Annotated in this window: 14 protein-coding genes; 8 read left to right on the top strand and 6 right to left on the bottom strand. The window is 42.0% G+C overall.

Annotation, left to right across the window (positions count from 1 at the left end; genetic code table 11):
* Nucleotides 1-144: 144 nt before the first annotated feature.
* Together FTT72_RS01950 and FTT72_RS01945 are read right to left on the bottom strand one after the other, a co-directional pair.
* The gene (locus tag FTT72_RS01950) at nucleotides 145-450 is read right to left on the bottom strand and encodes a hypothetical protein (RefSeq protein WP_257233389.1); all 306 of its coding nucleotides are present in this window, start codon (nucleotides 448-450) and stop codon (nucleotides 145-147) included.
* A 371-nt stretch (nucleotides 451-821) separates the two neighbouring features.
* A complete protein-coding gene (locus FTT72_RS01945) occupies nucleotides 822-1,949 on the bottom strand; it encodes an endonuclease/exonuclease/phosphatase family protein (RefSeq protein WP_180177770.1) in 1,128 nt (375 codons plus the stop codon).
* A 185-nt stretch (nucleotides 1,950-2,134) separates the two neighbouring features.
* Between FTT72_RS01945 and asd the strand changes: the two genes are divergently transcribed.
* From asd to truA, 5 genes are all read left to right on the top strand, one after another.
* A complete protein-coding gene (gene asd / locus FTT72_RS01940; RefSeq protein WP_180177769.1) occupies nucleotides 2,135-3,253 on the top strand; it encodes an aspartate-semialdehyde dehydrogenase in 1,119 nt (372 codons plus the stop codon).
* 143 nt (nucleotides 3,254-3,396) lie between these two features.
* On the top strand, nucleotides 3,397-4,821 hold the full coding sequence (locus FTT72_RS01935) for a hypothetical protein (RefSeq protein ID WP_180134951.1): 1,425 nt from the start codon (nucleotides 3,397-3,399) through the stop codon (nucleotides 4,819-4,821).
* 75 nt (nucleotides 4,822-4,896) lie between these two features.
* Nucleotides 4,897-6,192: a fimbrial protein FimV gene (locus tag FTT72_RS01930; protein WP_180134950.1), complete on the top strand. Its 1,296-nt coding sequence runs from the start codon at nucleotides 4,897-4,899 to the stop codon at nucleotides 6,190-6,192.
* A 49-nt stretch (nucleotides 6,193-6,241) separates the two neighbouring features.
* Nucleotides 6,242-7,204 (top strand): asparaginase domain-containing protein, encoded by a 963-nt coding sequence (locus FTT72_RS01925; RefSeq protein WP_180177823.1) that lies wholly within the window; start codon nucleotides 6,242-6,244, stop codon nucleotides 7,202-7,204.
* Between the two features lie 16 nt (nucleotides 7,205-7,220).
* On the top strand, nucleotides 7,221-8,018 hold the full coding sequence (gene truA / locus FTT72_RS01920) for a tRNA pseudouridine(38-40) synthase TruA (RefSeq protein WP_078189716.1): 798 nt from the start codon (nucleotides 7,221-7,223) through the stop codon (nucleotides 8,016-8,018).
* Between the two features lie 129 nt (nucleotides 8,019-8,147).
* Here truA and FTT72_RS01915 read toward each other — a convergent pair whose 3' ends face one another.
* Nucleotides 8,148-9,155 carry an AraC family transcriptional regulator gene (locus FTT72_RS01915; protein WP_078189717.1) on the bottom strand — a complete coding sequence of 336 codons (1,008 nt, stop codon included), beginning with the start codon at nucleotides 9,153-9,155 and terminating at the stop codon, nucleotides 8,148-8,150.
* 231 nt (nucleotides 9,156-9,386) lie between these two features.
* On the opposite strand from FTT72_RS01915, the gene infA reads away from it, so the two are divergent.
* The 3 genes from infA (at nucleotide 9,387) to FTT72_RS01900 (ending at nucleotide 10,698) form a co-directional block, all read left to right on the top strand.
* Nucleotides 9,387-9,608 (top strand): translation initiation factor IF-1, encoded by a 222-nt coding sequence (gene infA / locus FTT72_RS01910; protein ID WP_001284370.1) that lies wholly within the window; start codon nucleotides 9,387-9,389, stop codon nucleotides 9,606-9,608.
* A gap of 304 nt (nucleotides 9,609-9,912) precedes the next feature.
* Complete coding sequence (locus FTT72_RS16225) at nucleotides 9,913-10,137, top strand: hypothetical protein (protein ID WP_257233388.1); 225 nt, start codon at nucleotides 9,913-9,915, stop codon at nucleotides 10,135-10,137.
* 114 nt (nucleotides 10,138-10,251) lie between these two features.
* On the top strand, nucleotides 10,252-10,698 hold the full coding sequence (locus tag FTT72_RS01900) for a hypothetical protein (protein WP_257222549.1): 447 nt from the start codon (nucleotides 10,252-10,254) through the stop codon (nucleotides 10,696-10,698).
* A 74-nt stretch (nucleotides 10,699-10,772) separates the two neighbouring features.
* Here the strand turns inward: FTT72_RS01900 and leuB are convergent, their stop codons facing one another.
* From leuB to leuD, 3 genes are all read right to left on the bottom strand, one after another.
* The gene (gene leuB / locus FTT72_RS01895) at nucleotides 10,773-11,852 is read right to left on the bottom strand and encodes a 3-isopropylmalate dehydrogenase (protein WP_078192754.1); all 1,080 of its coding nucleotides are present in this window, start codon (nucleotides 11,850-11,852) and stop codon (nucleotides 10,773-10,775) included.
* Between the two features lie 41 nt (nucleotides 11,853-11,893).
* Entirely contained in the window at nucleotides 11,894-12,457 is a 564-nt protein-coding gene (locus FTT72_RS01890; protein ID WP_168377913.1) for a hypothetical protein, read from the bottom strand.
* A 109-nt stretch (nucleotides 12,458-12,566) separates the two neighbouring features.
* Nucleotides 12,567-13,217, bottom strand: a complete 651-nt coding sequence (leuD, locus tag FTT72_RS01885) for a 3-isopropylmalate dehydratase small subunit (protein WP_078189721.1) — start codon at nucleotides 13,215-13,217, stop codon at nucleotides 12,567-12,569.

Raw genomic sequence — 13,217 nt, 5'->3', positions numbered from 1 at the left:
ATAACGCTCTGGAAATATTTTTAATTCAGCAACTAGATCTGCATCTAGAAAGGATATTGTGAAATGCACAATATCCTTTTTTATTATGAATGACTCAATGGTGATTCAACCCTACTATTTAGCCCTTCAATTTCGCGCTTCCACTTAGCCCTTCCACACACGGTATCGAGCCATTAACCAGAGGATTAGCGGCAGTAACAAGACATTCAAAATATGTTGCAAACTTTGCCCTATACGCCAATAACCTCTATCTAAAATATCATGGCGTGCATTAAACAATTCCAATCCCACTGCGACGACCACAACCGTCCAAATCGCATAAGGTGATTTCAATTGGCGGTGATGGCAAAAGGCCACAAAAAAGAACAGTATTAAGCCAAGGTAAATGGAAAGTGCATCGGTGGATAAGTGTGTAATCTGCAATATTTTTTGGTGCCATTCGTACAGCATAGAACGTCTCATACCTATATTTTTATTGGAAATTCATCGTTTTTTTCTTGGCACACTGTATAAAGAAATTGATCAAAAGAAAAGCAAAAAATTCTATATCACAAAAGCAAAACCCGAGTTCTGCATCCTGCAAAACTCGGGTCTATGAGGTTGTGCTTTCACAAGTATTCTTTTTATTTTTTATTGGCTTTCCTTTCCTGCATCCGTTCCGTGATGCTTCCATCGGCTTCGTCTTCCTTAGTGGGATGTTCCGTTCCCAGTTCCATGTGCCGATGAACAAAGAATAAGTCAATACACTTGACCTGACCATTCGTCAGAAGCCGAAAGCTGTGTAAGCTATTTCTTACACTTTTCTCTTAAATCAAACAAAATCAAGGTGCCTTCGTACCATCCTTATAATCACGGGCGATTTCATCAGTCACAATCTTCTCCTCTTCCTCAGCTTTTTCTATACCCTCCTGAATTGCCTCTTGCGCTTCTTGTTCATCTTCATCTGTTTGCTCTAATTCTTCTTGGATTTGCTCAAATACCCTGCATGTTTGCAGCACCACATAGACTGGAAAATGGTCTGAACCGATATTGGGCAAGCGTTCCATATGTACCAATGCAAAATCTGTACTATGAAAAATATGGTCGAGCGACCAACGCAGCAGTGGATAATTGGCATGAAAGGTATTTACGAAATGACGTCCAACACGCGGGTCTAAAAGCCCACTGATTCGTTGAAAGAGTCGTGTAGTACGTGACCATGCCACATCATTCAGGTCCCCCATAACGATGCAACTTTCATCTAAATCTTTAATCTGATCGCCCACAATCAGCAATTCTGCATCGCGTAAAGTTGAATCTTTGGCTTCTGTTGGACTTGGCGGTTTGGGATGTAAACAATACAGTTGAACCTGATTTCCTGATGCTAAGGTGACTCGGGTATGGATCGAAGGAATTTCATCACTGAGAATAAATTTGACTTCCGTTTCACTAAGTTCTAACTTGCTATACAAATGCATCCCATACAAATTATCCAAAGGTACGGGTACGCGATAAGGATAATCAGCTTCAATCACTGCCAATTCATTTTGCCAAGTTTGATCGGTTTCTAGCGTGAGTACTAAGTCAGGTTGATGCTTTTGTATTTGTGCCAATAATAAGTGATATTGAGTATTCGGCGTAAGTACATTTGAGACAATGATTGAAATTTGTTTCTGTTTATCTAACTGGTCTGAACGAACTTTTTTGACTTGTTTTTTCCAAATAAAGGTATAAGGCAAAACCATTTTTAATTGATATGCCAAGGCAGCAATCAACCCAATTAAAATGATTTCACGCGCCAAGTCCCATTCAGCATTCCATAAAATTAAGCCTATGAAGGCAAATATGCCCAAAGCCAAGATTTGCAGACGCGGAAAATCTGCACCACGAAACCACCATTCATCTCGTGGTATGAGTGACCAAAATGTCAACCAAATGACGAAGCTTGCCAGTATTTCAATCCAAATCATTACGCCTCCCTTATATTCTTTATTTTTTATTGATTCATAAATTTATATCAGTTTTGCATGTAACATAAACAAGATATATTGCACAATATTATTGGTGTTTTCATTATGTAGCGCTTGCAGTTATGCGCCCTTTTGGTACACTCGAACCCCCTTTTTATTTTTTTAACGCACCGAGGCAAAGTGACATGAAAGTAGGTCTGGTCGGTTGGCGCGGGATGGTTGGTTCCGTCCTTATGCAACGTATGGTTGAAGAAAACGATTTCGCTCATTTCGAACCGTTTTACTTTTCTACCAGTAATGCAGGTGGTGAAGCCCCTGCGTTTGGTGGTAAGACTGCCCCAGCACTTATGGATGCAACGGACATTGATAGTCTGAAGCAAATGGATGTCATTATCACCTGCCAAGGTGGCGATTATACGACTGAAGTTTTCCCTAAGCTGAAAGCAGAAAACTGGAATGGCTACTGGATCGATGCTGCATCGACTTTACGTATGGATGATGAAGCGATCATCGTACTTGACCCAGTAAACATGAACGTAATCAAAGACGGCTTAGTGAAAGGTACAAAAACATTCGTGGGCGGTAACTGTACCGTTTCACTTATGCTGATGGGTTTAGGCGGTCTATTCCAAAATAATTTAGTGGAATGGGCAACGTCTATGACGTATCAAGCGGCTTCTGGTGCAGGCGCGCAAAACATGCGTGAACTGATTTCAGGTATGGGCTACTTGTACAACAATACTAAAGATTTGCTGGATGACCTACGTTCACCAATTTTAGATATCGATTCTAAAATTGCACAATTACAACGTGGCGAAGGTTTCCCATCTGCAAACTTCGGTGTGCCTCTAGCAGGTTCGCTCATTCCTTATATCGACAAACAGCTTGAAAGCGGTCAGTCGAAAGAAGAATGGAAAGGTCAAGTTGAAACCAACAAGATCTTAGGCAACCAGCAAATCGTTCCAATCGATGGACACTGTGTACGTATTGGTGCGATGCGTTGTCACTCACAAGCATTGACTTTAAAACTTCGTAAAGATGTTCCACTAGATGAAATCGAAGATATCATCGCTAGTGCCAACGATTGGTCTAAAGTGGTTCCGAATACGCGTGAAGCTTCAATGACTGATCTGACTCCTGTTGCTGTAACTGGCACCTTGTCTGTTCCAGTTGGTCGTCTACGTAAGCTCAATATGGGTAAAGAATACCTAGGTGCATTCACTGTGGGTGACCAATTGCTTTGGGGTGCTGCTGAACCTTTACGTCGTATGCTAAGAATTCTCATTGATTATAAAAATGCTTAAGCATTTTTAAGTCTCTGAATAAGAAGCCGATCACAATTGATCGGCTTTTTTATGTAACTGTCGTGTAAATATTTTACAATTCTTCGACAACTCGCTAATCTATAATTTTCGCCATGCGACATATATTCGAGCTAAAGATTAAGATGACCGTATATAACAAATTAAAGATCGCCATTTTAGCCGTTATTGCATCTCAAAACATTCAAGCGATCAGCATTGATCCTGTACAAGTCCAGTCAGCACCCGGGGAATTGCTGTACGCTGAGATTCATTTTCGCCACTCAAATACATCTGTGCCGCTCAATGCAAGTTTAGCCACGGCAGAGGATTTATTGAGTATGGGTACAGGGCATCAACCACCGGGGCATTTAAACTTCTTCACGCGTCGTGATGGTGCGGGCAATGGGGTAATTACCATTACCTCTTCGCGTCCAGTGACCGAGGCTGAGCTTAATTTTATTGTCAATATTAAAGAAGGTAATGCTTCACGCCTGCAACAAATTCGTACCCCATTAAAACGCAATCCAGCGCCGTCGAATGCGACTCAAACCCGTGCCAATGAGCGTGCTTTAGCACCTGTTGTGATCGTAAATGAAAAAGAAATTGCCTTAAATTTACCTGTCAGCACCCTCTACACCGCAAAAGCACCTGTAGCTGCAGAACAACCCTTATTACTCAGCACCAAAACACCGCCGAAGTTAGCACAATTAGCAACGTCAACGCCTGTTGCGATTGAACCTGTCACGCATGTGCAAAATTATAGCGTTGCACCTGCGGAGCAAAATAGCGCAAGTACATCATCTGGTTCTGAAACATCAATTTCGCAAGTTACAAAAACCAATTCGACCGGTTCTGTCAGTTCAGAAATGCAAGCTGCAACAGCATCAACTGCAAGATCTCAAGACCCATTGGCACAAAAATTTGCTGCGGAACAGGCAGCACAGAAACGTGAAAATCCAACAACGACAGCTCAAACAACATCTACACCAAAACCAACAAGTACTGCAGCTGCATCGACAGCAACACCAGCGGCAAAATATGTGGTTCGCTCGAATGAAAGCCTTTGGGGGATTGCCTCACGTATTGCGACAGAACAAAACCGCCCTGTTTCTGAAGTCATGCAACAGATTAAAAACAGTAACGAACATGCATTCATTCAAGGCGATGTCAACCGTCTGCGCCGTGGTGCTGCCTTAAATCTGCATGGTATGCAGCAAGCAAAACAGCCTGTCAAAGTCTCTGCTACAGAACTTACCAAAGTGCCTTCGAAGCAGTCAGGCAAAACCAAATACCGCTTAAATCAAGCTGAAATGAGTCTGGTTGCAGAGAAAGCGCAAGATTCGGCACAATCTTCTGCCAACAGTGCAGCAGAAAAGAATAAAACTTCGAAAGAGTTGTCATTAAAAGTTATGACATCTCGTGAAAAAACCGTTAAATTACAGAGAAACGTAACTCAATTAGAATTGGCGCTAAATCAAAAGGATCACAGAATTCAATTATTAAATGCTCGTCTTGCCCAATTGCAACAACAGTTGAAAGCTCAACAAGCAGATAAAAGAAGCCAATAAACTAAAACGTTACCAATCAAGATTTTATAGGGATGAGTGCAACTGTATATCGCTCTATCTCCAAGGGGTTAAAACATGCTGATTTATGTGATTCCATTAGTGATCTTAGTGATCGTATTGGTTTTTTTAAACAAACGCCAAAAAGGTCAAGAATCAGATAAAGCCAAACCAACATCCACTAAAACCAAGAAAACGGGTGTTTCGGCCAAAGCGACTCCGAAGAAAACTCAAGTGGTTGAAAGCAGTGTCATTGAAAAAAAATCAATGACGCCGTTAACGACCGATGCTCGTGGTAAAATTGAAAAATTAATTGCGGAACGTAATTTCTTTTCTGCTGAAGCGCAAATTAATCAATCATTAAAACGTGACAACTCACAACATGAGTTGTATCTATATCTATTAGATATTCACATTTTACAAAAAGACGAATTTGCCATCAGCCAATTGCTGAGCCATATTCGTTCACTTGAACTCGATGAAATTTTAGAACAAGCTGAAGCAAAAAAAGTAGAGTTTGACAATTCACATGTTGATGAAGATATTGCGATTCATCATTCTTCTACATCATCAACTCCTAAAATTGCAAACAATACCTCAGATTTTGATGCGCTCATGAATTCAGCGCCAACTAAACCAATCTCTGAAGAACAAAAGCCTCTAGATTTTAATTTCACCACTGAAACGCCTGCAAAAGCAGACATTTCTACCCCAGTTGAAAGTGCGCCTGCTGAAAAAATACAGCCGCTTGAATTTGACACGCTTTCAATTTCACCAGAACCTGCACTTGAAGCGATACCGAAAACCGAAGAGATTGCTCAGCCATCTCCTGCCGTTGAAGAAATCAAACCAATTGATTTTGCAATGGACTTTGCCCCAAGCACTGAAGCTGCGGCTGAAACTAAAACAGAAACTGTAGAAGAAAAAATCGAGCCTTTAGATTTTTCATTTACAACAGAAACACCAGCTGTAGAAGAAAACAAAGTTGAAGCTCCAACCTTAAACTTTGACTTAGGTGCTTTTGAAACAGCAAAAACAGAAGAAGCGGTTGTCGCTCCTGCAACTGAGTTTAACTTAGAGTCTACGCCTGAAGAGAAACCTGCCGTACCTGCATCAAGTGGTGTGAGTTTTGACATTAGCGGTTTAGGCACACCGTCAACCCCATCTGCTACAGACCAAAACGATCCATTGGTTCAATCTTTCCCTGAACTGGTTGAAGTCAATGAAATTGAATTGAATCTTGAATTGGCAGCGCAATACATCAAACTAGGTGCTTATGACGCTGCACGTGAAATTTTGACTGAAAAAGAAGCTGAGTTTTCTTCAGCTCAACGTCAACAAGCAGATCAGTTACTGAATCAAATCGCATCTTAAGCAAAAGCGATTTAAACTAAAGCAGTCTTTCAAGGCTGCTTTTTTTATGATGAAAAAAATTGCTCTTATTTATATGGGTGGTACCTTTGGTTGTATCGGTGAACCTTTAAGCCCCATGCCAGCGAATGCGTTTTTACCTAAATTACAGCATGTCCTGCCACTGCACCTTAACATTGAATGTTTTGTCGCACCTGTCATTCGTGACAGTAGTGCCTGTACCGCACCCGACTGGCTGGCACTGATCCAACAAATTCAAAGCTTACAATTACAACAATTTCAGCATTTCGTAATTATTCATGGCACAGACACGCTTAGCTATGCCAGCGCAGTGCTTGCACACTTTATGGGACAGTCTGCTCATATCGTGCTAACAGGCAGCCAATATCCGCTGTTTAATGTGGCTGGTGACAACACCCGTGAATTTACCGATGCCATCGACAATTTAAATTTTGCATTGGAATCGGTACACCAATCGAGTGTTGGGGTTTATTTGGCCTTTCACCATCAATTGATGCATGCTCAATCCGCACTGAAAGTGCATACAACCGATCTGAAAGCCTTTGATGGGCTGCCAGCCACACAGCCACTTTCAATGCTGACATCGCCTTATATTGTTCAGGCCAATGATTTAGACAAAGCGGCTCATTTCAATTGCCTGAATTGGATGTGGCAACCGATTGCAACCAAGCTACACAGTCAAAATTTAACGACTCTGCTTACACACACGCCAGACGTTTTGATTCTGCAAGGTTTTGGCACAGGCAACATTGCCGTTGATGCTGAATTACTCAATGTATTGAAAGTCATACAACAAAAAAATTGCAAAATTATCTTAAGTACACAGGTTGTTCATGGCGGTATAGATCAGCGCTATGCTGTGAGTGACTGGGTCAAAGACAGCGGAATTTTACTGAGTAATTGTTTGGGGCATGCAGATCTTTATGCCAAATGTTTGAAAATGTATTTACAATACGGCAGTGACGCAGACTGGACTGCGCATTGGAACGATTAAGTCATTTGAGGTAACTATGCAACGTTTTGCGATTGGGATTGAGTTTTGTGGCATGCAATACAAGGGCTGGCAAACTCAGCAACCGGGCGTACCAAGCGTGCAAGAAACCATTGAAACCGTCCTCAGTAAAGTGGCCAATGAGCCAATCATGTTGCACGGTGCTGGCCGAACAGATGCTGGTGTCCATGCAACCAATATGGTGGCACATTTCGATACTCAGGCGATTCGTCCCATTCGTGGATGGTTAATGGGCAGCAATAGCCAATTACCCCGTGATATTTCCATCCAATGGATTAAGGAAATGGATCAGGACTTCCATGCCCGCTTTAAAGCGCAAGCACGTCGTTATCGCTATGTGGTCTATAATAATCCACAACGTCCAGCTTTATTACATAAGCAAGTGACCCATGTTTATGCCAAGCTAGATGTGCTGAAAATGCAACGTGCCGCGGCCAAATTTGAAGGCACTCATAATTTCGAAAGCTTCCGTGCCGCAGCCTGTCAGTCCAATCAGCCAGTTCGTCATGTCAGCCATTGTCGCTTGATCCAACACGGATGTTACTTGGTCCTAGATATTCAGGCCGATGGTTTTTTACATCACATGGTGCGTAACATCATGGGCTGTTTATTGGAAATTGGGCAAGGTATGTATGACGTTGACCATATTGACGACATTTTTGCGGCTGAAGACCGAAAAGCAGCTGGTGTCACCGCACCGCCCGATGGGCTGTATTTTATCCATGCAGACTATCCAGCACAGTTTGAACTTCCTCAAGTTCCGCTGGGACCTCATTGGTTAAATATGCCTGAATAAAAAATTCCTCCCAACCTCCCTTTCACAGAGGGATGAGTGTCATTTTCGCCATTGCTAGGTTCTAAAAATGAAAGTACCCCTTTCAAAGGGGGGATTCTGTTTAGGGAAGGATTTTATCGAAGATCAACCTTAACGCTGCTTCCGCTTACGGTATTCCACGGGCGTTTCATTGGTCCAGCGTTTAAATGCGCGATAGAACGTACTTGGCTCAGAAAAACCCGTTAAGTAAACAATGCGCTCCACACTTTCATTGGTATTGGCCAATAATTTTTTAGCCAAACGACAGCGATAGTCTGACAAAATTTGCTGAAAACTGGTATTGGCTTCTGACAACTGAGTCCGTAAACGACGTGGGGTAATGTTGAGCTGTGCAGCGACCGTTTCGAGTGTGGTTTCACCACTTTCAAGCGTTGAACCAATAGCACGGCGAACTTCACCAACCAAATCATAACGCGCCAACTCCTGAAGTTTTTCAATCGCTAACTGCTCATGCAATTGTAATAACTCAGGTTCTGCCTGCCACAATTGATACTCTAAAATAGCCGGATCAAAATATAATCGGGTTTCTTTCTGCCCTAAACTCACAGGGCATTCATAGACACGGAAATACTCATCATCTGGCGCGCCCTGACTAAAGTTAAAGTCGATATAAATTGGCTGAAAACGCCCTTCAGTAATAAACTTAAAGAAACGCAAAACACCCGACATCGCGCATTCAGAAAAATGACGATTCACGATATTTTCTGCCCAAGGCTGATGACCATTGGTCAAATAGCAGCGGTCATCTTCTATCACCAATTGCGCATGAAAGGCATCGCTGATTAAGCGTTGATACGCCAAAGCCCGCTTTAAACCTTCACCAAAATTCTCAGATGATATAAATAAGTGTTCAATCACCTGCCCTCGATATAAAGGCAAATGCTCTCCCAGATGCAAACCAATGTCAGGATCCTTACTGACTTCTTCTGCAGCCACCCAGAATGCAAATTGCGCATTCAATGGGGTACGGTCATTGGTTTCAACCTGATTTAATGCCACACCCGCTTTTGTTAAAATTTCTTCTGTTGGCAATCCGGCACGACGAATCGCTTGATACCCTAAACGCAACACAACAGATGCATCAGTTAGCTGACCCACTCCAGAACCTTCCTTGTATGTACTTCATTTATACCTAAAAAGATTGATTTTAGATTAACTGCGATTGACCAAACTGACAACAGTTACTGCACATTTTTTGTTGAAAATATTTAACTGAATTGTTCGCTTATTTTACTGACAGTCGATCAGTTCAAAGCCTTTTACGGCTTGTATTCTGAAAAAAAATTGACTATAATTTGCGCCTTGCTAATTTATTCATTCAGGTAGGCTATGGCCAATAAAGAGGAACTCATCGAGTTCGAAGGCGTTGTCACCGAGACGCTTCCTAATACTATGTTCCGTGTACGTTTAGAAAACGGTCATGAAGTGATTGCTCACATCTCTGGCAAAATGCGTAAACACTATATCCGTATTTTGACTGGCGACAGTGTTAAAGTAGAAATGACACCTTATGATTTGACTAAGGGTCGTATCACTTACCGTGCGCGCTAAGTTTTAGCGAAGCGAAAAAGCCACTTTATAAGTGGCTTTTTTTTGTATCTATTTCAATGCAATGATAAAAATTGACTGCAAATTTGCTTTCCTTTACAGTCTAAAAACATAAAAATTCGATTAAAAAATTTAAAATATAAGGATATAAAATCATATGAAACATCTAGGATTAGTCGGTGCTGTCTTTTGAGTTGCTTGTGCCACGACAGGCCAAAAGCAACTCAATCAATCCCTACAACACGATATTGGACAGCCAGCTGATCAAGTTCGTAAAGAGCTCAACTTAAGTCAATTGGGCTACAAAGTGATGGGAGCACTAGTACAAAGCAATGAAAAACTTAGCTATACGATTGTACGCTCGATGCCAATCCCAATAGGTACACCAAATATCGGCACCAGTATAGCCATGGGCGCACCGATCCCAACGCCTTCTAAAGGTGGAATCACTGTCGATATGGAATGTAAAATCGAGTTCAAATTACGCAACCAAATCGTTGAATCCATTGACTATGTCAGTAAAGCTTGTTGATCCTGTATTTGAATACTAGAGGCTAATCCTGCTCGGATGACCGTGTATCAAATGACTACAGTGTTATACAGACCAATCTGACTAAACTGAATTTATTTCGTGAGGAGCTGATCCATGAAATTTATTTTGGAACATCAGGTTTACGAAGATCACCATTTTATTCACTCCACATTGAGCATGGGTTGCGTTCTAAGCATTGTGTTATTGGCTGGCTGTACCACGACTTCAACTCTCTCATCCGTTGAACGTGAACGCTATTTAGCCTCATTTATTGGTCAATCGAGCCAAACGATTCAAGCAGAACTCGACCTCAGCAAACTGGGCTATCAAAGGACTTCTCCCGTGGAGGTCAGTTCGGACTACCTCCTTTATCGTGTCGCACGCCCGATTAGTATTCCTTTACCGATGGCGGAAAATCCTGCGATGGGCATGGGCAGCGGCGCTGCTGTGCCGATTCCCAGTGGAAATACACGCTATGAGGTTGAGTTAAACTGCCTTATTCAATTTCGCATAAAGCATAATATTGCAACTGATGTCCGATTAACTGGTCGCACCTGTTAGTGCATCAATTCTAGGATTGATAATTTGTAGGCACAAAAAAACGCAGCATAAACGCTGCGTTTTTTGATTCGCCATTAGTTCAATGCAGAAACTACAGCTTGACCCATTTCAACAGTACCGACTTGAGTACTGCCTTCTGACATGATGTCACCTGTACGTAAGCCTTGATCTAAGACATTACCTACAGCATCTTCAATTGCTTTTGCCGCCGCTTCTTCACGGAAGGTATAACGTAGCATCATAGCAACAGACAGAATTGTTGCTAATGGGTTCGCAATGTTTTGACCTGCGATGTCTGGTGCTGAACCGTGGCAAGGTTCATACATACCTTTACCATTTTCATCTAAAGAAGCCGATGGCAGCATGCCGATAGAACCGGTTAACATCGCCGCTTCATCAGACAAGATATCGCCGAACAAGTTACCTGTCACGATTACATCAAACTGTTTTGGCGCACGGACCAATTGCATGGCAGCATTGTCAACGTACATATGAGACAAGTTAATTTCAGGATACTGCTCTTCTTTTAACGCAGTTACGGTTTGTTTCCAAAGCTCAGTCACTTCTAGCACGTTGGCTTTATCCACTGAACACACTTTACCACCACGTAAGTTCGCCATTTCAAAAGCAACTTTGGCAATACGCTTGATTTCAGATTCTGCATATACGTCAGTATTGAAACCTTGTTTTTCACCGTTTTCGAGTTCACGAATACCACGTGGTTGACCGAAATAGATCCCGCCAGTTAACTCACGTACGATCAAGATATCCAAACCTGCTACGATTTCAGGTTTTAAGCTCGACGCATCTGCAAGCTGCGGATAAAGAATTGCTGGACGTAAATTGGCAAATAAATTTAATTCTGAACGAATTTTTAATAGGCCACGTTCTGGACGAATTGAACGCTCAATGGTATCCCACTTAGGACCACCCACTGCACCCAATAAAATCGCATCAGCAGTCTTCGCTTGTGCTGCTGTTACTTCTGGATAAGGTGAACCGTGCGCGTCGATCGCTGCACCACCTAAAAGACCTTGTTCCCAAGTCAAACCTAAGTTGAATTTTTCGTTTACACGTGTCAGCACTTGTTCAGCCGCTTTCACGATTTCAGGACCAATACCATCACCTGGTAAAATCAAAATATGTTTTGACATGAGTCTTTCCATTTATACGCTGGCTTGATTACCAGTCGGATTTAAAGTTTCTTTTCTACAAACTCACCAAGTCCTGTGAGGACATTGTAGGGTCGGCAGAAACGTCGAATCGTTTTTGCACCTTGCTTTAAGTCTACACAGAGCGGATCAGGCGCAGATTTATCTAGTAAACTGCCTGTGTTTTTTGAACGCTCACGGTACATTTTAAAGGTGTACTCGTGTTTGGACCTAAAGTTGTGAATGACATGCAAGCGCTCTGCTTTTTCCTGAGAAATTGGATAATAGCGAATCACGACTTCATGCTGACCTGAAGGTACAGACAAATACAAAGGATTAGGCTCAGACAATGAACGACCATTCAACCGTACAATGCCTGCTTTAATCGCAGCACGTTGTACATGTTGATTATTTGGATCAACCACCTGTATTTGATCAAAACGCTCAAATTCACAATGCGCTGTACCTGCACAGTAAATCAGAGCATTATTTTTTGTACTTTCAGTTTCTTTCACATTTTTAATGCGTGCCGTGTCAAAGCTTTGACAGGCAGAGAGCGTTGCGAACAGCGCTCCCGTTACAACCAGCTGACCGAAGAACTTTTTCATTTTTCGAACCCAACCTGATAAATTCTGGCTAACGTATAAATTTTGTTTCGCCTGATATTAGCAAGACTTAAGCCGACTGACTACTAAGAAGTTCTACAGTGACACTGACTTAAGCTTTAATTTCTGCAAATACCCAAGGGCGAGATGCTTTGGTTTTTTCTTCATAAGCGCGAATATCATCGGCTGCTTGTAAGGTTAAACCGATATCATCCAAGCCATTCAATAGGCAGTGTTTACGGAATGGATCGACTTCAAATGTAAATGCTTCACCACTCGGTGTACGTACTTCTTGCGCAGCCAAATCAATGGTTAATTGATAGCCTTCAGATGCAGCACATTCTTTAAATAACTGATCTACGATCTCTTCAGACAAGATCACTGGCAACATGCCATTTTTAAAGCTGTTATTAAAGAAAATATCCGCATAGCTTGGTGCAATGACAGTACGGAAACCATATTCTTCTAATGCCCAAGGCGCATGCTCACGGCTCGAACCACAACCAAAGTTTGCACGAGAGATCAAAATCGACGCACCTTGATAACGCGGTTTGTTCAATTCGAAATCGGGGTTAATCGGACGTTTTGAAATGTCCTGACCTAAATAGCCTTCATCCAAATAGCGCAACTCATCAAATAAGTTGGCTCCGAAGCCTGTACGCTTAATAGATTTCAAAAACTGTTTTGGAATAATTAAATCTGTATCAACATTGGCACGGTCTAATGGTGCAACGATACCTTGTTCAACGGTATATTTTTTCAT

Origin of the sequence: Acinetobacter sp. YH01005 (genome assembly GCF_013420465.1) — a bacterium.
In the GTDB taxonomy this organism is placed as follows: domain Bacteria; phylum Pseudomonadota; class Gammaproteobacteria; order Pseudomonadales; family Moraxellaceae; genus Acinetobacter; species Acinetobacter amyesii.
Note: the sequence above shows the minus strand (reverse complement) of the source record. Positions and strands in the feature narration are given on the sequence as shown.

Coding starts and splice junctions, on each gene's coding strand:
- FTT72_RS01925 (WP_180177823.1), top strand. CDS start 6,242: ATGAAAAAAATTGCTCTTATTTATATGGGTGGTACCTTTGGTTGTATC.
- infA (WP_001284370.1), top strand. CDS start 9,387: ATGGCCAATAAAGAGGAACTCATCGAGTTCGAAGGCGTTGTCACCGAG.
- FTT72_RS01935 (WP_180134951.1), top strand. CDS start 3,397: ATGACCGTATATAACAAATTAAAGATCGCCATTTTAGCCGTTATTGCA.
- FTT72_RS01930 (WP_180134950.1), top strand. CDS start 4,897: ATGCTGATTTATGTGATTCCATTAGTGATCTTAGTGATCGTATTGGTT.
- FTT72_RS01900 (WP_257222549.1), top strand. CDS start 10,252: ATGAAATTTATTTTGGAACATCAGGTTTACGAAGATCACCATTTTATT.
- leuB (WP_078192754.1), bottom strand. CDS start 11,852: ATGTCAAAACATATTTTGATTTTACCAGGTGATGGTATTGGTCCTGAA.
- FTT72_RS01950 (WP_257233389.1), bottom strand. CDS start 450: ATGCTGTACGAATGGCACCAAAAAATATTGCAGATTACACACTTATCC.
- asd (WP_180177769.1), top strand. CDS start 2,135: ATGAAAGTAGGTCTGGTCGGTTGGCGCGGGATGGTTGGTTCCGTCCTT.
- leuD (WP_078189721.1), bottom strand. CDS start 13,217: ATGAAAAAATATACCGTTGAACAAGGTATCGTTGCACCATTAGACCGT.
- FTT72_RS01945 (WP_180177770.1), bottom strand. CDS start 1,949: ATGATTTGGATTGAAATACTGGCAAGCTTCGTCATTTGGTTGACATTT.
- truA (WP_078189716.1), top strand. CDS start 7,221: ATGCAACGTTTTGCGATTGGGATTGAGTTTTGTGGCATGCAATACAAG.
- FTT72_RS01890 (WP_168377913.1), bottom strand. CDS start 12,457: ATGAAAAAGTTCTTCGGTCAGCTGGTTGTAACGGGAGCGCTGTTCGCA.